Here is a 19,275-nt window from a genome sequence, read left to right on the forward strand (position 1 = left end):
CCATCAGGTGACGGTAAAGCAAAAAAGCCGCGCTGTCCTCCAATCGGAGGCAGCGACGGCTCATTTACGATGATGCGAGTGTGTGTTTTACCTTTGGCCGGTGAGTGATCACCTGTCTGTCCCTTCATTAACCTTCCGGCGGGTACGGGTCTTTTCCGTATGTGTTCCGCTCCCGGATTTTCCCGTCTTCGCCATGGATCAGCAGCTCGGAGCGTTCCTTTTTGGCGATGTCGCGTCCGATCTCGAAGGCTTCCTGCTGGGTGCCGACAGTATGGGACGGCTCCGATGCCCCTTCCGCTTTCACGGCCCATCCGCCGTCCACCGGGATGACATGCTGATTTTTGCCCATGCGTCTCAGTCCTTTCGCTATCGTTTACCCGTCTATACCCTGATTTCAGGTTTCCAAGGTAAAAGCCACCGGCGTCTGCCGGTGGCTTTATTCGTCTTCTTCCTCGAGGTATTCCTGCAGGAATTCCTGCAGCTCCAGCCGGATTTCCTCTTCCGATTCATCAAGGAGTTCACCGGTGATCCGGCTTCCCGGCAGCGGGAGGTTCACCCACAGGCCGAGGAACACTCGGCGGCAGGCCCAGATGGAGATGAAGTGCAGTTCTTCCAGTTCGCCGTCCCGGTCAAGTACCGCCAATGAAAGTGAGGATTCATAACCCGGTTCGAACAGCTCATCTTTTGTCCTATCCAGTTCGGCGTCAAGTTCCATCCCCTTTTGTTCAAATTGGGGCCGGTACTTCTCCATGGTTGCCTTCAGCAGCATTTCCAGTGTTTCTTCCTTTTGCCTGATCGTCCGCTCCAGCTGCGGGGTGAAGTCGAGCTCTACGTATTTCACTCTCCGATTCCTCCATGTGGTGAGGCTTCGCGCTCCAGAATCTTGCCGATCGCAGTCATAAGTTTTTCTCCAAAATACCCGTGATCCGAGCCAGGACTCAGTTCTACAAGGTGGATATCATAGTCTTCGACTTTCTTCGTCTTTCCGGGATGCTCTCCCTTTACCGGGTAGACCGCCCACACCTCGGTGACTGGCCGGGCGTTGATGAGGGTGTCAGCATGGCCGTTCAGCTGTTCTGTGTCAGTCTGCATGGATTGGGCGTAAGCCTCCAGCTGGGTCATGACAGCAAGCGGTGTACCTTTTTCAAGGCGGGCCTCGCTCCAAAGATAGTCTTTCCTTCGGTATTTAAAGTCCAAGATGAGGGTGCCCAGAAACTTGCCGGTTTTCCAGACATCCAGTCGGCAGTCGGGCCGGTTTTTCGTCATTGTCTGGAGCGTCTTGAGCGGATTCAGGTCCCGCTTTCTTCTCGGCAGTTGGTCGTCATAGAACACCCGGATGAGCGTGTCGTCTTTGACGAGTTCCACGTAATCCGAGGCCTCCCGGTCATGGACGATCGTGTCATCCAAGGTGGAGCCGTCCGTCCGGAACCAGTTTTTCACGACGCCGTAGCCTTCGTCCCGGAGGAAGCCGACCACTTTCATGTACCCCCAGATTTCATACAGCAGGTCCGACCGCTTGTGGTGGAACTGGAGTCTTGGCCGTGACACGTCGGGGCGGCCGCCTTTCTTCAGATGATGATAGATCTGAAGAAACACGCGGAAGGGCCCGATCTGGAAAAGGGCCATCGGGATCTGCCCGGAAGTGGTCGCCTGGACGTCTGCCATCCAACGGTCATGCAGGAAGTCGGTCAGGTGGCCCTCGATCACCGCAAGCTCTTGGCGGAGTTCTTTTGCCCGGACCCGGTCGTAGTTCGGGTTGTAGGGCGTGAGGAAGCAGGCTGCCATCTCATTGACGTATCGGAGCAACAGCTGGGCGATTCCTTTGACCCAGCGGTTTTCCGGCACATCGTAAGTCAGGTGGGAGACGGGTGCCTGGATGGTGCTCTGCTGTTCCGGGTGCATCATCAGGTATTTGACTGATTTGGCATCAATCTTTTTCGCCTTGGCTCTTGGAATGACCGGATGGCGCTTCACGACCGAGTAGCGCCGGGTCTTTCGGATGAACGACAGGCCGGAGATGATCTTCTCCTTGTTGGACAGGATCACCGAATACTCATCGATCCGTCCCGGCCCGAAAATATCAAGCGCAGCCACGCTGTAGATACTCCGCTTCCTCAGCGCGTGCCGTGACAATCCGCGGACGGCGTCCTCGATCTCGTCAATCATCAGGCCGTGCTGGTCTTCCGTCACCCGCTTCGTCGTCACCCTTGTCCTCGCTTCAAATTCTTCATTTTCCGGCGTGACGACCTTCAGGAAGTACGTGCCGGGAATGAACGGATAAGGGCTGTTATTCCGGATGTTCGGATTGTACAGGACGTATGGGGTATCCCTCGGCCGCAAATACAGCCCGTCGCCGTCCTCTTCAACGTAGGCACGCTCCATCTGGTCCAGTCCGTCAAAGTAAAGCTTTGTCCCGGGCGATGCCTGGAATTCAATCTCCAACACGGTATTTTCCGTAAGCAGCCGCTCCTCCGTCAGATACCCTTCTTCCCCGCTTTTGCGGAAATGATCGCATTCCACGATATGTTCGGCCGTTCCGTACCGTTCGACGAACCTGACGTTAAAATGCGTAGCCATTGCGCATCAGCTCTTTCGCTTTCTCGGCAGCCATCCGGCGTGATCGGGTAAAGTCCGATACCTCACCGTATTTGTCGAATAGTTCGGTCAGCACGGATTGTCCGGCTGCTTTTCGTTCATGGTCGTACCGCCCGATCAGCTGCGAAAGCAGGTCTTCGGATCCGCGGAGCTTCGGCATGACCCGCTGAGTGAACTGCAGGTCAAATGCGGTTCCCCGGTCGATCGGGCAATCCGGAAGATTTCCGATGTTCTTGAGGTACGAATCGATCTGTTTGACGATCCGCGGCCCGATGCCCTGGTTGTCCGACAGCTCCCGGAGCGCTTCGTGCACATCCCAAAGGAAGTCCAGCTCTTCACCGGTCAGCCCCATCTTCCGGTCCTGGACGACAAATTCATGGACGGCGAACGATGTCTTCAGCTTCGGCTCCGCCTTTTCCCCGGCTGGCTCTTCTTCAAGAAGACGACGGAACGGCATAACGTCCAGTTTGATGAGGTTTGCCCGGTCCAGCACTTTGTCGCTGAACTGGTGGGTGCTTTCGTCAAGGTTGACTGTACCGGTGAAGATGACATTCTCCCCGATCTGCACTTCGGGCGGATAATAGTCGCCATTGTAGAATTTGTTCTGGAGGTCCCGGTTGTAAAGCTTCAGCTTCCGCCGGCCTCTTTCCATCTCGAGCACAGACAGGAATTGCGAGAAGTAATGCTCGACTTTCGCAAGGTTCATCTCGTCAAAGCAGACGATGAATGTCTCGGACCGGTTTTTATCAGCCTCGATCAGCAGATTCACGAGGCCGCTCTCCGCCGGGCGGTAGACGTTGTTCATCATGTCCGGATAGCCGATCAGGTCGGTGTCATCGGTCCATGTCGGGCTCACCGGAATCATGAGGAATTTCCCGGAGTCGATGTGGAGGCCCCGCTGGTAAGCATTGATCAGCTGTGACTTCCCGGTTCCACTCATGCCCGCAAGGATCGTCAGACTGCCCGACTTCACACATGTGTGGAAGTTGTACAGATCCTCCAGGTTGTAGACGAGGTTCATCCGCTTCGTTTCGGCGATGAACTGGTTCATGAACAGTTCTTCCGGAGTTTTCTCTTCCGGGTCAGGCGCGGGCGTGGACTGGGCGGCCGGTTTTTCGGTTGCCGGCAAAGTAGCTGTGAGCACTTGTCCGGCTTCCTTTTCCTGCAGGATCGTTGCCGCTGCTTCCACCGCGGCATTTTCGCGGACTGCAGGCTGGGGCGAACTGATGATGTCCGTGATCGGCCGGCCGGACTGGATTTCGGAAAGGATACGTTGTTCCTCGTCGAGTCCGACAAACGCCACGTCCTGGAAAAAGTAGATTTCATCCGTGATGTCGCGGCTGATCACCGCATGGCGGATCGCCTCTTCCTCACTTGTAAAACTGAATCCCCCGTGTGCGTGATGATGGCCGTCAAACTCCCCGGCAGCGTAGTATTCGGATTGGGCTGTCCGGTAAAGCAGGAAGCCCGGGGTGTCGTCCAGTTCTTTGGAAATGTGGTCATTTCGTCCGACATAGGTGCCTTCGGCCAAGTTTTTGACGAACGGCTCCCATGGCGTATCCTGTCCGGATGTCCGCTGCTTCTTTTCCGTGAACACCGGTATCGGGGTGAAGCTCATGTCTTCCTGGAAAGAAGACTTTTTCGGTATCAGTTGGATGTTGCGGGCGTTATAGAAATCCCCGCGTGGCGTGGATTTGCGATCCACCTGGAACACCAGCAGCATATCGCTGAGGAACTCCTTCAGGCTGTTGACTCTGTAGGTCCGGTCGAAGTGCTCATCCTCGAATCCATGTTCTTCGAATTCCGTCCCATACACCGTCACCGTCCGCTGGTTGCTCGGAAAGCTATTGGGCATGCCCGAGATGATGCGGATTGAACATTGCAGGTCATTTGCATTATTGACGAATATTGATGAGTAGTAGTTCGTGGCATACCCGTCTTCAGCCAATACTCCGAGTGCATACGGTTCCCAGTTCCAGTTCATATCGTTAGTTCTCCCATCTTGTCTTTAAGTTGTTTGAAGTTCTCCACCGTGATAATCGTTTCCCGGTACTCCGCGGGCACGTTCATCTCAAATTCGACCTCGTCGATCTTATAGGAAAGGTAATAGCATTTCTCATAGGAAGACGCCTTTTCCAGATACCGGTCAATGGTTTCCAGAGTGTACACGTCCACTTCAAGGCCTGGCTGTGAGACGAGTCTCCTGTTCCGGGGATCGCCGATAAATGCAAGGCGGATTTCGTCTGCTTCGGAAGTAGCCGCGCTCTCCTGAGGTGCCGCCGCCGAGAGTTCCCTTGCATGAAGTTCAGACTTGAGCGCATTCATTTCTTCCGAATGGGCTTCAGCAGTCTTTTCCGCTTTTTCGCGGGCAGCCTTTTCCGTCTCAAGCGCTTCTTCAGCCTGGATCCGCTGCTTCTTTTCTTCTGCCGCTTCCTGCTTCAGCCTGTTTTCCGTCAGAATCCATTCGGCCGTCCGGTCTTTCATCTCTTCCTTTAGCTTCCGCACTTCGGCTTGGAGAGCATCATTTTCTTGCTTGAGGTTATCAATCTTTTTCTGGAGCTTTTTTTCTACTTTTTTGTCATTGTTTTTCTCTCCGGCTGGCTCCTGGGCCGTTTTATGTAGGTCTGGTGCATCTGGTTCAGGCTGCGGCTGCCCGGATTCCTCGTCCCGCTGCTCATAAAGGAGATAGGCTTCCTCATGAAAATTTTTGCTGAACAGGGCTGCGGCTTTTGCGGATACCGGCACCCCATGCTCATCCGCCGCTTCGGCCAACTCCTCCGCCGTCCACTGCCTCTGCGGTTCATCCACCAGAAAGGACAGCGGCAGCAAGAATTTCTTATCCCTCAGATATTTCCTGGACTTTGCTTTAAGCAATTGATTTTTAAGAAACCCCACCGGCAATTTTTCATATTGTTTCATCGTTTTTTTTGAGTCGACCAGAACGGCCAGTCCCGCCAACTGTACATTTCCTAAGTCAGACAGCAGCCATTCTATGTATGCTTTTTCCATATACTTTTCTTCTTCAACACTCAATTCCGAACTCCCCCTTTTTGATTCCATTATACTATAAAGAGGGTCCGTTTTTCGGAACTTTCGGACCACTCAAGAACTGGAACTGCATCCTTTTCCGCACAAAAAAACGCCTCCCGATATGGGAAGCGACTGGGGCAAGAATCTCCTGCTATTATCGAATCTCCACGTAACGCTCCCCAGTTACCACCTCCTCCCCCACGAGTCCCTACCTCCACCCCCTCAAATCGCTACCCATCATCCGCGAGCTCCTACCTTTGCATTCTGAACCGCCCCTCCTCCACTTTCCTTTCGCCTGAGTCGGGTCTCATCCAATCCCCTCATAAAGTTCAACCGATACACCCTCTTCACAGACACACCGACCTTCTCCAACTCAAACATTCTCAGTACTCGGCCCGCCGCATGTTTATCCTTGATCCCCAGGAACTTTCTCAATTGCTGATTGCTGATTGTGGGATGGATCAGCAGGAGCCAGTCCAGGATCACCTCGCCGTAGTCCGGCTTCACCGCCACCTTGCAAGGCCCACAAGACACCTTCCGCTCCGTATCCCGCTTCATCTTCCTGCCGCATGCCAGACACACCCATCCTCGAATCAGCTCATTCGGATTCACATCGAACTTTGTGCACAGCGGGTATGGATGGAAGCGGAAACGTTCGAGTTCCAGCATCTCTGCCACCCAATTAAACGTCTCCTCATCCATTTTAGGCTCCGACAGGGCGTATTCGCGTGCCAAAAAGAAGGGCACCTCCCTCGCCGGCAAAATAGGTGCCCTCTCCGGCAAGCCCTCCCACGTGTTTTGATACGTGAATGCGACACGACCGTCTACAGGTAGGGGGATATCCCGCTGCGCCAGCCACTCCCGCACCGCCGCAATCTGGATCTCCAACTGCAGCATCGGGCACTTCATCGTCAGGATCGTCCCGTCATCATTCCGACGCTCCAGCCGTCGTGGATTCTCCCGGTACACAAGTGTCCCCCAGATTCGCTTTGCCTCTAGAATCCAGATTCCACGTAGAGTGAGTACCAGCGTATCAATCTGGACCGTGTGTTCCTCATCCACTCGTACTTCTAGATCCGTCAGCACTCTAGCCGGACCGTCCATCTTCGTCCGGCGGATATGCCGATCCACCTCCAACTCCCCCTGATACCCCGCCCTCGTCACAGCAAGCTCATTTTGCACCGCTTGACGCTTTGCATGATCTGCTGACAACCGGATCAGCATCCGCTCCAGTGCGTGCAGATAAATTGGATAATCTCGTTTGACCTCCATGATGACCCCTCCTTGGGGGCAGGATAGCAATTGGGCGACGTGCTTGGCGAATTGGCATATTTTGAATTTGAGCGTGTTTTTTGCAGGGAAATTGGATTTTGTTGAAGAGTGACATCAGGTGCAAATATGCATACTTCGTGTAGTGACTACATTCATCGCACTTACAAACAATTTCCAAAATTCAAATTCAAGACTCTTTGAGGGAAGGTTTTCGGCTGCGGCGAAAACCAGCAGCCCATTCAGTTACACTAGCTTCTCCTCCAGTAGTGCCGAACCCCCACCAACCGCTCCCGAATCACAACGAACCCCCACCCCAGTTACCACCTATCGCCTACTGAATCACCACCATCCATCATCTAATCACCACCTCCACATCGGAGCAAATGAGTGTTTACCTGGGCGTCTTCCAATTACCAACAAATTGGCGTTTAATATCCTCTTATGGTGAGTTCCTACCTCAGAGGTTACGAGTTCCCACCTAGGGGTGCTTGAGTTCCGACCTCCTCCCGCTGAACTCCTACCAACCTTGCCTGAATCACCACCAACCTCAATAAAGCCCGGACGAAAACCGTCCGGGCTCACCTTTTTTGCTATTATCCAAGAAACGCCCCGATCGCATCGATCAGGCTGTAAATCCCCAGTCCTGCGCAAATGATCACAACAATCCCGCCAATGATGTTCTGTGTAAGGTTGTTGGCGTATCCGCCGAGGCGCTTTTTGTTGTTGACGATGACGAGCAGAAGGACCGCAATGAATGGCAGCAGGATTCCGTTGATCGCCTGGGCGAAGATGATGACAGAGACGACTTCGAAACCTGTGAGTGTCGAGAAGATGCCGAAGACCGTGATGCCGGCGAAGACGGCTTTGAACCGTTTGTCCTTCATGCCGTTTTTCCAGCCGAGGAGGCCGGAGATGGTGTAGGCGGCGCCGAGCGGCCCGGCAAGTGCGGAGGACAATCCTGCCGCAAAGAAGCCGATGCCGATGAAGGCGGAGGACCAGTTGCCGAGCACGGGCTCGAGCTGCAGTGACAGATCGGCGACACTCTCAACGCTCATGCCCTTGATCACAGTAGCGGAGGTGATCAGGATGGCCGCGGTGATCAGGCCGCCGATCAGGATTGAAATCATGCTGTCCCTGCGTGAAGCTTTCAGATCGTCCGGACTTTTCCACCGTTCATTAACTGTGGCGGCGTGCAGGAACAGGTTGTACGGCACGACCGTCGTCCCGATCAGCGCGATAATCGTGATGATCGAGCCTACCGGAATCGACGGCATGATGGCGCCTTTGAACACTTCCCCGATGTCGGGCCTGACCACGATCATCGTCGTGATGAAGGTGATGCCCATGACGAGCACGAGCCCGATCATGAACTTCTCGACGATCTTGTAGGATCCTTTCAAGGCCAGGAACAGAATGATGATGCCGAGCACCGGGCCGATCACTTTCTGCGGCAGCCCGGTGAGGATCGACAGCCCGGTGGAACCGCCCATCAGATCACCCGTGATGTAGGCGGTGCTCCCGACTGTGATGGCGACGATGACGAGCGTCATCGTCGCGTATTTGATGATCGGATTGGAAAACTGCTCGGCGATGGCCTCCCCCAGGCCCTTTTGCGTGATGATGCCGAGCCTTGCGCTCATTTCCTGCAGGATGATCGTCGCTAGAATCGAGAACAGGACCGCCCAGAGTAGGGCGTATCCGAACGACGCCCCCGCCCGGGTCGCCGTCGTGACGGTCCCGGGTCCGATAAAGCTTGCCACGATGACCATTCCCGGACCGATGGATTTGAGCCGCTCCACCAGTCCCCTTCTGGGCGCCTCCGACTTGGTGACTGTTGTTTCCATCCTTCCACCCCTTTTGATGGTTTCCCCCTAAAGCGCTTTCAACTCCGGCAATGACGGTGCGGCCTGAAGGGCCGTCACCGGTTTTCATCCAAATAGTTATAGACCGACTGTTTCGTGACGCCGAGCACCGCGCTGATGCGTTCGGCGGCCCCCTGGATCAGGAAGACCCCGTTTTCCTCGAGCTTCTTCACGAACCGCACCTTGTCGTCTTTTTTCATCTTCCCGATCGGGACGCCGACTTCGCGCAGGGCGTCGTCGATCAGTTTCTCGAACACCTCACCGACCGTCTGGGCGTAGGATTCTTTCGGAGGGGCGAATTCATGTTTCATCCCGGCGGTGAACTCGCTGATGACGGACTCCATCTCCGTAAACGCCGAGATGTCGAAGTTGATGCCCATGAAGCCGATGACCTTCCCCCGGCTGTCGCGGATAAACGACGTGGACGTCCGGATGAACTTGCCGTCCTCCGTCCGGGTGACCTGCCCGAGCATGTCTTCGATGCAATCCCCTTGGTTCTTCAGTTCCTTCAGGATGACCTCGGTCGTCGGCGCGCCGATCTTCCGGCCCGTGACATTTCCCCTGATGTACAAGAGGGATGATTCGAGGTTCCGCAGGTCATGGATCACTACCTCGCAGCGGCTTCCGAACGTCGCCGCGATCATGTCCGCGATCGGAATGTATCTTTTTAGTATCGTTTGGTGATCACTGGCTGTCGGATCATTCATGCTGATTCACCTGTTCTGTGGTTGATGGGTTGTATTAGCTTCTGGAGCTGACGGTCTCCTGGCTGCTGCTTGCCTGCTGGCTTTGTTGGTGCAGCACATGACCGGCCAGTGCATACAGCACGACTGTCGATACGAAGTGTGCGGAGTTCTGGTTGGCATCCTGCTGCGGGTACACTTCGACGAAGTCCATGCCGATAATGCCTTTTTTCGTGAACTCGTGGACGAGCGTGACGAGTTCATAGGAAGTGATTCCGTTGCCGTCGACCGGTCCGCCCGGGTTGAACGCGAAGTCGAGCACGTCACTGCAGATGCTCAGGTAGACGCAGTCAACGTCCTTGCTTGCCATTTCATAAATTTCATCCGCAAGCTCCTTGAGGTCGCGGCCCCGGATGTCATTGATCGTCAGCGTGACCGCACCCGCATCACGCGCAAGCTTTCCGCTGTCCGGCTTGTTCCGCGGCCCGTGGATACCGGTGTGGATCAGGCTCTCATTGCGCACGCCGTCCAGCTCATACAGCCGCGCAAACGGCGTGGAGCGTGCGTACTTGTCGCCGTTGTAATGCGGCATGTTGTCATAGTGCGCATCGAGGTGGATGATCCCGACCTTCTTGTCCGTCGTCTCGGTGAGCGACTTGATGATCGGATACGTAATCCCGTGGTCGCCGCCGAGCCCGATCAGGAACTTGCCGCTTTTCCAGAGGTCTGAGGTGAATCCGGAAATCCGGTCCATCGTCTCCTCCACATCCGCCGGCACGACATCGATGTCCCCGGCGTCCCCCAAACGGATATGCTCGAACACATCAATGTGATCCAGCTCAGGAAGATAGCCGCTGTAGCGCCCCGACGCCAGGCGAATTACCTTCGGCCCCAGCTCGCAGCCCGTGTAATCCCCCCACGTCACCGCACCTTCCCAGGGCACCCCGTAGACCACCGCGTCGATATCCGTGGTGTCCTTGGACTTGGAGATGTTCTTCGCATCGAGGAAACATGGTGTATTGCCGTATAGCATGAAATCATCCCTTTCTTGAGAGATTGGAAGTTAAAGTAATGGTACGTAGGTTTTTATGATTAGTCAAATATTCTTTTACTTTTTGTAAAAGTTATGTGATCGAGACTTTCGGCATGTATTTGCTAGGATTCGTGATGACCCATCCCCTCCGATTGCAACCTAAAGGCGTTCGAATCATAACGTATATAGGGTGAATCCCCACGTCTCTTTATAATGCTTTCGGTTACACTTGAGAAAAGGGGTGGAATCATGGTCGAAGCCGTCATTTTGGGGTTGCTGATGTTCTTGCTTTTGTATGAACCGATTTTTGGCTACCGGGATTTCCAAGTGTTTAAGGCCGATGTGCAGGTCAATGACCAGGCGAGAATGACGTACTACAATCACTCGATTGTCGCCCTCTGGGTCCCCACCCTTTTCATTCTCTTGCTGGTTGCCTTTTCCGGCATCACGCTGGGCGATATTGGGCTTGCCTTGCCGACATTCAACTTCGGACCGCTGGGAACCATTCCGTCGATCACCGCTCTCGGCATCGGCCTCTTGTATTTTGTGATCGCTGCCTATTTCATTCTCGGATCCCACCTCAGCAGCAAAGTCAGAGAAGAATTGACGAAGAAGAAAAAAGAAGAATATGACCGGTCGATGATTGCTCCCATCCTTCCGATAACCGCAGAGGAAAAAAAGCGGTGGAATGTTGTCTCGATGACGGCAGGATTGACGGAAGAAGTGATTTATCGGGGATTCCTAATCTTTGCCCTGATGCACCTGTTTCCTGCCCTGTCCATCTGGATCGTGATTGCACTGGCGGCAATCATCTTCGGGCTTGCCCACACCTATCAGGGCTTCCTGACAGGTGTCGTCAGAACCTCTGTAGTTGGTGTGTTGTTCTGCGCCATCTTCGTCTCTTTGGATTCACTGCTGCCCCTGATGGTTCTTCATTTCATGGTCGACTACATTGCGAAGTTGGGAGATTAAAAAACGGGTCCGGAAATTGGCTTCCGGACCCGGCTCATTTTAATGACCATACTTCTCTATAAACCGCTCCAAGTCATTCAGCTCCCCGAAGCGCTCTTCGATCACGTTCCTCGGCCAGTCCCACCAGGCGATCTGCCGGAGCTTCTCGGCAATCTCCCTCGGAAAACGGTCTTTGATCTTCTTCGCCGGAACACCGCCGACGATCGTATACGGCTCCACATCCTTCGTCACGACCGCTCCCGAAGCAATCACCGCTCCGTCCCCGATCGTGACGTCCTTCATGATGATCGCACCGTGGCCGATCCAGACATCATGGCCGATCTTCACCCGATGGGAGCGCCGCCAGTCAAAAACCTCCTCGTCGTCTGTTTCAGCAAAACCAAACGAGCGGCGTCGGTAGGTCATATGATGCTGGGTGACCCGCTCCATCGGGTGGTTCACCGGATTGATGCAAACCTGCGCCGCCACTGAGCAGAACTTGCCGACCTCCGTGTAATTCATCGTGACGTTTTCCATTGTATATGTGTAATCGCCGATCTCGGACTCCACGATTTTATTGAACGCCCCGATCGACGTATACACGCCCGCCAGACTGTTGGCCACCTGAGCCGTCCCGTGGACGGTTGGCTCTTCAGATAGGATAGCACCGCTATTCACCTGATGGATTTCCCTCACTTCTCCCCGCCTCTTTCTATCCTTAATGGTTTCCAGTGTAGCTTGGCAGGATTGAAACCGTATCAACGCTCTATTAAGTGTTTGTAAAATACGAATTCCCACCTCCCCCCCGCTGAGTTACTACCTTCCGGGGGCTGAATCACTACCTCCCCCCTCTGAATGACCACGTATTTCATTGTGGGAAAGAATGGTATAATTAGGACAACATGATTGGTTCGGGGGGGGGGCGATATGGAAATGAAAAAGATTAAAGTGCGACTCGGGAAAGGCATGAAAATCATCGGATTTTTCTTAGCCTTCGTCCTCCCGGCCTTTGCGATCGAGGAGGATTATTACGAATACGCCCTCCCCTATTTTTTGATCGGCGGTGGCGTCTTCCTGATGATTGGCGAATGGCTGGCCGGAGAAAAAGCTCGCTGGATGCTTCCTATGATAGCGGCTCTATTAGGCGTATTCTTTCTACTTGTTCACGAACAAATTCCCCTCGCCACCCTCTTTATGATTTTATCCCTGATCCTCACAGTGGTCCTTTATCTGATCGAGCGGAAAGAAAAGCGTGAATCTCCCGTTCAGGATTTGGATGAAAAGAGGGATAAAAAATGGTGGTGAGGGATTCATTGCGCAGCGAAGAGTACTACAACACCTATATCGAAAAGAAAAACGCCAGAATCCAGCAGATGGAAGAAGTCTTGCATACAGTCGTCGCACAGCGCGGGGCACACGACAAAGGAGCGAGGAATGGTTACCTTTTCCTCGCCAATCATTACCTCGACCGGATCATCGCCATGTATTCAGCCGGGCGCCCCTTGGACGAAATCAACAGCCTTTTCCCCGGTGTCATCGAGATGATGGAGAAATCCTGGAACGGGGAGAACTACGAGCAAATGCTGCAGGTACTCTCCATCGGGGTCATGCTCGACGTCGAGGAGGAGCAGTTCAGCCGACTGACGGATCTGGTCTGGAAGTACGAACTCCGTGATGGTCTGATCGAGTCTCTGATTGATGGGCATCCAGAAGGACCCCTTCTATTTGCTGAGCCTTATGCCAAGCTGATGGAAGTCATCCAAAGTGACGGACATCAGCAAGTAGAACGGTTGCGGAGTTACCTGGGAGACCATTGGTACGACGGCCATGCAGACTCCAGCTGGCATGACATGCACAAGCATCACGATCCGATTTATAGTGGATATTGGAGCTTTGAAAGCGGAGCCGTGGCGAAAATTTTAGGACTCGATGACAGCAGCTTGAAGAATGTCCCCTACTACCCGTATGACATGATTCATGATCAGGAGGGAGTCAAAAGATGATAAGAGATCCATCCACAGACGAAACTCGAGATCAATGTAAGGATAAAAACTACTTTGAAGGTTTTTTGAACTATCACGATGCGCGTATAGAGAAGTTTGAAAATCTGGCAGCCTCTCTAATCGAAGAAAGGGGCTCCGATGATGAGGGGGTTCACAAATTATTTATTGCATTGAATGTATTTTATTTTAACAAGCTAATCGCCATGTATTCAGCTGGCCGGCCCCTGGATGAAGTCAAGGGCTTTCTCCCAGACGTGGTGAGCAGCATGGAACGTTCCTACGACCCTTTGGTTCACAAGTCTAATGATTACTATATCGAATCGATTTGGCTTTCATCTATTGGAGTTATGTTGGGCGTAAGCCAAGATCTGCATGCCAGAATAGAAAAGCTGATCAGGATCTATCATGATCAGGACACATTGACTGATTTCCTTCTGAATGCCTGTGAAATCGAAACTTGGCAGCCGCACAGTTCACAATTCTTCATTAAACGGCCATATTCAAAATTAAACAGTGTAATCACTTGTTCCGAACAAGACGAGGCTGTACGGAAACTCGTTACCTACCTGAAAAAAGATTGGTACCCTTCACACGATGAAGCCGGTTGGCATGATACCCATTCAATTGATGACTACGTTTACCGGGGTTACTGGAGCTTTGAAAGCGGGGCTATTGTAAAGCTATTGGGATTGGATGACAGCGGCCTGAAGAATGTCCCCTATTACCCGTATGACATGGTCCACTATAACGATTAAACAGAAGGCGTCCGTTTGGGGCGTCTTCTGTTGTTATGCCTTCTCTATGAGTTCTTGTCTACCCCGGGTGGGAAACTATTGGTAAAGTTAGCTTTAAGGAAATGGAGTGATTCCGTGGTGAGAGATCCCTTAAGAGATGAGACCTATTTCAAAACGTATTTGGAGTCCGAAAATGATAGCATTGACGAATTTAAAGATCTATTAAAAGTCATTATCGCGGAACGTGGAATAGAAGATGATGGGGTTCAAAGTGGGTTTATTTCATTAAACACTTACCACTTCAATAAATTGAATGCCATGTATTCAGGCGGAGTCCCATTAGAAAATATACGAGATTTTATATCAGAAGTTATTGATTCAATGGAGAATGCATGGAACGGCGTTCACTATCTCCAAATGCTTTGGCTCCTATCTATTGGAATCATGCTCGAAATAGATGACTCTGATTTTGTCCGGCTAGAAAAGCTGATCAGGACATATGAATTGAAAGATGCCCTGATTGATTTCCTATTATCCTCGAGAGGTTTGTCTTCAAATGAAAGCAATTGCCCGTTGCTGCACAAAGATCCTTACCAACATCTTTTTAACCTGATCTACCTGGATGATCAAAAACAGCAGATCCAAAAGTTGCAGGAATATCTTGAGTTTCACTGGTATGACGGCCACGAAGATACTGGATGGCATGACAGCCATCATCATTGGGATGCCATCTATACGGGTTATTGGAGCTATGAAAGTGGAGCAGTTGCGAAGATCTTCGGGCTGGACGACAGCAGCCTGAAAGATCTCCCCTACTACCCGTATGAGATGGTCCACTATAAGGAGTAAAAATAAGGCGTCGGATGGAAAATTACATAAGAAAGTGATCGATTAGGAATATAAGGAGAGAATACAATGGCAAGGGACTTGTTAAAAGATGACCTTTATTTCGAGAAATTCCTTCTTGATGAAACTGCCAGGATTGAAAAGTATTCTAAAGCAATAAAGACGGTCATACAGGAACGAGGCGAACATGATGATGGAGTGCGGGTCGGATACATCATATTGACCGGTTACCACTTCTCAAAGTTAGAGGCACTTTATTCCGCAGGTCACCCTATAAATGAGGTCCGAGACTTTTTCCTTGATGTCATTGAAGTATTGGAGAAGTCTTGGAATGGAGAAAACTATGAACGGATGCTCTGCATGTTATCTATTGGAGTCATGCTAGATGTAGAAAACGGCCAGTTTGATCGACTGGTTTCGCTTGTGAGGAAATACAATGTACAAGACGGTCTTTTGGAGTTTTTGATTAAAGGGAAAGAGCGAAGAGACAAAACTTTTAGGGGTGAACTTCTCTACGAACGCCCTGTCGCCAAATTGGCTGAAGTAATAGGCAACCAGGACAAAGAGGAGCAGTTAAAAAAATTGAAGCTCTATCTTGAAAAGTACTGGTACACCGGGCATAGCGATTCCGGGTGGTATGACTCCCATAAACATCGAGATCCAATCTACAGTGGATACTGGAGTTTTGAAAGCGAAGCCGTTGCCAAAATCCTCGAGCTGGACGACAGCAACCTGAAAGATGTCCCCTACTACCCGTATGAGATGGTCCACTATAAGAAGTAAACAGAAGGCGTCCGTTTGGGGCGTCTTCTGTTGTTATGCCTTCTCCATGAGTTACTGCCTATTAGCAGTGACCTTCCTCCTCCCAATCCTCAAACAAAAACGGGCTAAACGTCACAGCCCCTTGCCCAACTCACAATGGTAAACTATTGGTAATTAATCTTTGCTGTGCATTCCGCAGAAGAAGGTGATGGATATTGAAGGTGTTGGATGCCGCCGCGTTTGAGGAGGGGCTGGCGCGTAATAAGGAAACATTGAACCGGCTTGAGAGCGAAATGACGCTCATTATGGACTCCGTCAGAGAACTGGTCCAACTCAACGAAGCACTGAAAGGCCAGGGCGGAGACGCCATCAGGAGATTTTATCAGGAGTGCCACCTGCCGTTTCTCGAGTACTTCCTCATGTTCAAAGAGAACTTCTACAGCACATTATCCGGCATCGAATCTGCAACAGATGCACTGGAGCCCTCAACTGACGGTTACATAGACGAAGGTTTCATTGAAAGTGAAGTGGAGAATGGGCTGAATCAGATGAACAGAATCTCCAGAAACCTGACGGATGAGACCAATGCCATCATGGACCAGGTTGCCGATATCGTCAGCCTCCCCCACCTGGATGACAGTCAGGTACAGGAGGGCGTGCTGGATGCAAGTCGCCAAAAGAATCAGACCGTCAGTGATCTAAATGAATTCGACGCCGCTCAGACAAACAGGCTGATGCCCGTATCAGACCAACTGCGGGCAATGGAACAGTGGATTTCTCAAATAGAATCCTTGTTCCAAAGCGGAATGACTGCCGTTAATTTCCCTGCACAGCAATGGGCTGCAGTGACAGCCAGGTCCCCACTCCAGCTCGGACTTGCACGCCAATCCACCACAATAGATAGCGTCAGCGGCCTGAACAGCATGGAGAACCCTCAGAATGTTTTGTACAATGGAAGGAACCTCGGCTTCTCCACTCTGAAAGGTCTTCCTCCTGAATCACCGATGACTGATCCTAATGCTGCGATCGGAAACAGTACTGAAAAACCGGAAGCAGACAGCGAAAACAAATTCCTCAAGGCTGCAAAAGACTTTGCTGACACTATGCTGTTCGACGACTTAAAAACTATCACTGACAAGGACTCCTCCCTTCTGCAAAAAGGGTTTGCCATCTTCGGCATGACGCCGATGGGCAAAGGCGTGAAAGCCGGAAAACTTGGGTTTAAACTGGTGAAGGAAACCCCAATAGGCAAGTGGTTCAAAACTGACGCAAAAAATGCGGCGCTCAAAGGAAAACGCCACTACACCGCCACTGAAGTTGCACAAATCCAGCAGCGAAATGTCATCCATTCTGTAGAATCCGGAAAAACAAAACTGAAAGATAATAGACAAAGAGGTAACTACGGCGAGATGAAGATGGATGTGCATTATGAGAGTCAGGGGTATTCAAGGATTAGTAGAGGTCGAGTAACAAAATTGGATCAACAAATTGTACAAGGTATAGACGGAGTATATGAGAACGCCACGCCACCTCCAAAGTTTATTATTGCTGAAGCGAAATTCAACAAATCTCAATTGAGTAATTTAAAATCGGATATTAGACAGATGGACAATCGTTGGATTTCACAACGGTTAATGAAAGCAGTAAATATTAATAAATATAAGGAAATTATTTTGGAACGTACTATCAATTCTAGTAACATTGAGAGCAGACTGGTACGTGTAAAAAAAGATGGTCAGATAGTTGAAAGAACTTTAGACAAAGCCGGATATATAAAGAGATAAAAGGGGTTGCTACGATTTGATTCGAGATAAAATTAAGGATGAAAGTTACTTTACTGGTTTTTTACAATATTACGATGAAAGTATCGAAGAGTTTGAAAATGTAGCAACCTCTCTTATTGAAGAGAGAGGCATCGGCGATGAAGGTGTTCACTCGCTATTCACCGCATTGGAGGTGTTTTATTTTAGTAAGCTGATCGCAATGTACTCAGTTGGCCGGCCCTTGGATGAAATCAGAGACTTCCTCCCAGATGTAGTCGATATCATGGAGCGTTCATATGACCCATTAGCTCATGAGTCCTATGATTATTATATTGAATCAGTTTGGCTTTCATCAATCGGAATCCTGTTGAATGTGGACCATGATCTGCACTCCAGAATAGAAAAGATAATCAAGATTTATCATGATAAAGATACATTGGCTGATTTCCTTCTTCATGCACGTGAAATTGAATCCTGGCATACGCACGAGCCAAAATTCTTTATTGAACGCCCCTACTCAAAATTATACAATGTGATCACTTCTCCCAAACAACATGAGGCTGTACAGAAACTTGCCAAATACCTAAAAAAAGATTGGTACCCTGCACATGACGTTGCCGGTTGGCATGATACTCACACAATTGATGACTATGTTTACCGAGGTTACTGGAGCTTTGAAAGCGGAGCAATTGTAAAGATCCTCGGACTTGATGACAGCATCCTAAAAGACGTCCCCTACTACCCGTACGACATGGTTCACTATAAGGGCTAAAAGAAAAGCGTCCGCGATGGGCGCTTTTCTTTTTCAAGTCCTTCCCCTTTTAAAGACCCTGCCACCGCTCCCTTTCATACAGAACACTGATGCCCTCATCTCTAAATGGTAAACTGTTGGTATTGAAAGCTTATTGAAGGGGATCGATGCTAATGAGAGACCACCTGAAAGACGAGGATTATTTCAAGGATTATATCGAACAACATCATTCCGCAATCGTTGAGTTTGAAGACTTGGCGGAGCAGCTGACCAATGAGCGTGGCGCTGACGATAGAGGTGTCTACAGTGCATACATTTCGTTGAGTGGATACTATTTCAACAAAGCGATTTCTTTGTATTCCGCTGGGCATTCGATGGATGAAATTAAAGACATTCTCCCACCGCTCATCGATTCCATGGAGAAAACCTGGGATCCCGGCGTCATTAAGGATTATGACTATTACCTGGAAACGGTCTGGCTGCTGGCCATCGGAATCATGTTAGAAATTGAGGATTCACTGTTCACTCGGCTGGAGAAGTTAGCCAATGTTTATGAGGAGCAGGATGCCTTGGTTGATTTCCTTCTGAATTCCCGTCGTTCCGGATGGGAGCCTCATCACTCCACATTCTTATTTGGGTTGCCTTACAAAAAACTTCTGCCGGTCATTCATGGCGATGATTCGGAGCAACAAACCCAGAAGCTAGAATCCTACTTGAAAAAAGATTGGTATAAGGGGCATAAAAAAGCGTGGTGGTACGAGACAAACCATGATGATGACATCATCTACCCCGGCTACTGGAGCTTTGAAAGCGGAGCAATTGCAAAGATTCTCGGGCTGGATGACAGCAGCCTGAAAGACGTCCCCTACTACCCTTATGACATGGTTCACTATAAAGACTGAAAAGAATGCGTCCGCAACGGACGCTTTTCTTTTTTATTTCTTCTCCACTATACCTACCGACCAAAACTCCAAATGGTAAACTGTTGGT

The 19,275-nt window shown here is 50.9% G+C and carries 19 protein-coding genes; 9 read left to right on the plus strand and 10 right to left on the minus strand.

What is annotated here, in order from left to right; genetic code table 11:
* Window positions 1–127: 127 nt before the first annotated feature.
* The 9 genes from AV656_RS08765 to AV656_RS08805 form a co-directional block, all read right to left on the minus strand.
* Window positions 128–349, minus strand: a complete 222-nt coding sequence (locus tag AV656_RS08765) for a DUF2188 domain-containing protein (RefSeq protein WP_063180931.1) — start codon at window positions 347–349, stop codon at window positions 128–130.
* Window positions 350–436: 87 nt separating this feature from the next.
* Window positions 437–841 carry a hypothetical protein gene (locus AV656_RS08770; RefSeq protein ID WP_063180933.1) on the minus strand — a complete coding sequence of 135 codons (405 nt, stop codon included), beginning with the start codon at window positions 839–841 and terminating at the stop codon, window positions 437–439.
* Window positions 838–2,577 (minus strand): DUF2357 domain-containing protein, encoded by a 1,740-nt coding sequence (locus tag AV656_RS08775; RefSeq protein ID WP_063180935.1) that lies wholly within the window; start codon window positions 2,575–2,577, stop codon window positions 838–840. The genes AV656_RS08770 and AV656_RS08775 overlap by 4 nt, the downstream gene beginning before the upstream one ends.
* Entirely contained in the window at window positions 2,561–4,579 is a 2,019-nt protein-coding gene (locus tag AV656_RS08780) for an McrB family protein (protein ID WP_063180936.1), read from the minus strand. The genes AV656_RS08775 and AV656_RS08780 overlap by 17 nt, the downstream gene beginning before the upstream one ends.
* Window positions 4,576–5,628, minus strand: coding sequence for a hypothetical protein (locus AV656_RS08785; protein ID WP_063180938.1), 1,053 nt, complete (start codon window positions 5,626–5,628; stop codon window positions 4,576–4,578). The genes AV656_RS08780 and AV656_RS08785 overlap by 4 nt, the downstream gene beginning before the upstream one ends.
* A gap of 234 nt (window positions 5,629–5,862) precedes the next feature.
* Window positions 5,863–6,897 (minus strand): nuclease-related domain-containing protein, encoded by a 1,035-nt coding sequence (locus tag AV656_RS08790; protein WP_063180940.1) that lies wholly within the window; start codon window positions 6,895–6,897, stop codon window positions 5,863–5,865.
* 593 nt (window positions 6,898–7,490) lie between these two features.
* Complete coding sequence (locus AV656_RS08795; protein WP_063180942.1) at window positions 7,491–8,741, minus strand: Nramp family divalent metal transporter; 1,251 nt, start codon at window positions 8,739–8,741, stop codon at window positions 7,491–7,493.
* A 74-nt stretch (window positions 8,742–8,815) separates the two neighbouring features.
* The gene (locus tag AV656_RS08800) at window positions 8,816–9,466 is read right to left on the minus strand and encodes a helix-turn-helix transcriptional regulator (RefSeq protein ID WP_063180944.1); all 651 of its coding nucleotides are present in this window, start codon (window positions 9,464–9,466) and stop codon (window positions 8,816–8,818) included.
* Between the two features lie 34 nt (window positions 9,467–9,500).
* Window positions 9,501–10,475: an agmatinase family protein gene (locus tag AV656_RS08805; protein WP_063180946.1), complete on the minus strand. Its 975-nt coding sequence runs from the start codon at window positions 10,473–10,475 to the stop codon at window positions 9,501–9,503.
* Between the two features lie 249 nt (window positions 10,476–10,724).
* On the opposite strand from AV656_RS08805, the gene AV656_RS08810 reads away from it, so the two are divergent.
* Entirely contained in the window at window positions 10,725–11,447 is a 723-nt protein-coding gene (locus AV656_RS08810) for a CPBP family intramembrane glutamic endopeptidase (protein ID WP_063180948.1), read from the plus strand.
* A gap of 39 nt (window positions 11,448–11,486) precedes the next feature.
* Here the strand turns inward: AV656_RS08810 and AV656_RS08815 are convergent, their stop codons facing one another.
* Window positions 11,487–12,122, minus strand: a complete 636-nt coding sequence (locus AV656_RS08815) for a DapH/DapD/GlmU-related protein (protein WP_063180950.1) — start codon at window positions 12,120–12,122, stop codon at window positions 11,487–11,489.
* A gap of 231 nt (window positions 12,123–12,353) precedes the next feature.
* On the opposite strand from AV656_RS08815, the gene AV656_RS08820 reads away from it, so the two are divergent.
* The 8 genes from AV656_RS08820 (at window position 12,354) to AV656_RS08855 (ending at window position 19,187) form a co-directional block, all read left to right on the plus strand.
* On the plus strand, window positions 12,354–12,731 hold the full coding sequence (locus AV656_RS08820; protein ID WP_063180952.1) for a hypothetical protein: 378 nt from the start codon (window positions 12,354–12,356) through the stop codon (window positions 12,729–12,731).
* Window positions 12,722–13,429 carry a PoNi-like cognate immunity protein gene (locus AV656_RS08825; RefSeq protein ID WP_231877252.1) on the plus strand — a complete coding sequence of 236 codons (708 nt, stop codon included), beginning with the start codon at window positions 12,722–12,724 and terminating at the stop codon, window positions 13,427–13,429. Before AV656_RS08820 ends, AV656_RS08825 begins: the two co-directional genes overlap by 10 nt.
* Window positions 13,426–14,184: a PoNe immunity protein domain-containing protein gene (locus AV656_RS08830; protein ID WP_063180953.1), complete on the plus strand. Its 759-nt coding sequence runs from the start codon at window positions 13,426–13,428 to the stop codon at window positions 14,182–14,184. Before AV656_RS08825 ends, AV656_RS08830 begins: the two co-directional genes overlap by 4 nt.
* Window positions 14,185–14,262: 78 nt before the next feature.
* Window positions 14,263–15,012 (plus strand): PoNi-like cognate immunity protein, encoded by a 750-nt coding sequence (locus tag AV656_RS08835; RefSeq protein WP_231877253.1) that lies wholly within the window; start codon window positions 14,263–14,265, stop codon window positions 15,010–15,012.
* Between the two features lie 66 nt (window positions 15,013–15,078).
* Window positions 15,079–15,792 (plus strand): PoNe immunity protein domain-containing protein, encoded by a 714-nt coding sequence (locus tag AV656_RS08840; RefSeq protein WP_063180955.1) that lies wholly within the window; start codon window positions 15,079–15,081, stop codon window positions 15,790–15,792.
* Between the two features lie 200 nt (window positions 15,793–15,992).
* The gene (locus AV656_RS08845; protein WP_231877272.1) at window positions 15,993–17,555 is read left to right on the plus strand and encodes a T7SS effector LXG polymorphic toxin; all 1,563 of its coding nucleotides are present in this window, start codon (window positions 15,993–15,995) and stop codon (window positions 17,553–17,555) included.
* Window positions 17,556–17,571: 16 nt separating this feature from the next.
* The gene (locus AV656_RS08850) at window positions 17,572–18,306 is read left to right on the plus strand and encodes a PoNe immunity protein domain-containing protein (protein WP_063180959.1); all 735 of its coding nucleotides are present in this window, start codon (window positions 17,572–17,574) and stop codon (window positions 18,304–18,306) included.
* A 152-nt stretch (window positions 18,307–18,458) separates the two neighbouring features.
* Entirely contained in the window at window positions 18,459–19,187 is a 729-nt protein-coding gene (locus AV656_RS08855) for a PoNe immunity protein domain-containing protein (protein WP_063180961.1), read from the plus strand.
* Window positions 19,188–19,275: the final 88 nt, after the last annotated feature.

Origin of the sequence: Bhargavaea cecembensis (assembly GCF_001619585.1) — a bacterium.
GTDB classification, from domain to species: domain Bacteria; phylum Bacillota; class Bacilli; order Bacillales_A; family Planococcaceae; genus Bhargavaea; species Bhargavaea cecembensis_A.

Coding starts and splice junctions, on each gene's coding strand:
- AV656_RS08765 (WP_063180931.1), bottom strand. CDS start 349: ATGGGCAAAAATCAGCATGTCATCCCGGTGGACGGCGGATGGGCCGTG.
- AV656_RS08775 (WP_063180935.1), bottom strand. CDS start 2,577: ATGGCTACGCATTTTAACGTCAGGTTCGTCGAACGGTACGGAACGGCC.
- AV656_RS08780 (WP_063180936.1), bottom strand. CDS start 4,579: ATGAACTGGAACTGGGAACCGTATGCACTCGGAGTATTGGCTGAAGAC.
- AV656_RS08790 (WP_063180940.1), bottom strand. CDS start 6,897: ATGGAGGTCAAACGAGATTATCCAATTTATCTGCACGCACTGGAGCGG.
- AV656_RS08795 (WP_063180942.1), bottom strand. CDS start 8,741: ATGGAAACAACAGTCACCAAGTCGGAGGCGCCCAGAAGGGGACTGGTG.
- AV656_RS08800 (WP_063180944.1), bottom strand. CDS start 9,466: ATGAATGATCCGACAGCCAGTGATCACCAAACGATACTAAAAAGATAC.
- AV656_RS08805 (WP_063180946.1), bottom strand. CDS start 10,475: ATGCTATACGGCAATACACCATGTTTCCTCGATGCGAAGAACATCTCC.
- AV656_RS08810 (WP_063180948.1), top strand. CDS start 10,725: ATGGTCGAAGCCGTCATTTTGGGGTTGCTGATGTTCTTGCTTTTGTAT.
- AV656_RS08820 (WP_063180952.1), top strand. CDS start 12,354: ATGGAAATGAAAAAGATTAAAGTGCGACTCGGGAAAGGCATGAAAATC.
- AV656_RS08825 (WP_231877252.1), top strand. CDS start 12,722: ATGGTGGTGAGGGATTCATTGCGCAGCGAAGAGTACTACAACACCTAT.
- AV656_RS08830 (WP_063180953.1), top strand. CDS start 13,426: ATGATAAGAGATCCATCCACAGACGAAACTCGAGATCAATGTAAGGAT.
- AV656_RS08840 (WP_063180955.1), top strand. CDS start 15,079: ATGGCAAGGGACTTGTTAAAAGATGACCTTTATTTCGAGAAATTCCTT.
- AV656_RS08855 (WP_063180961.1), top strand. CDS start 18,459: ATGAGAGACCACCTGAAAGACGAGGATTATTTCAAGGATTATATCGAA.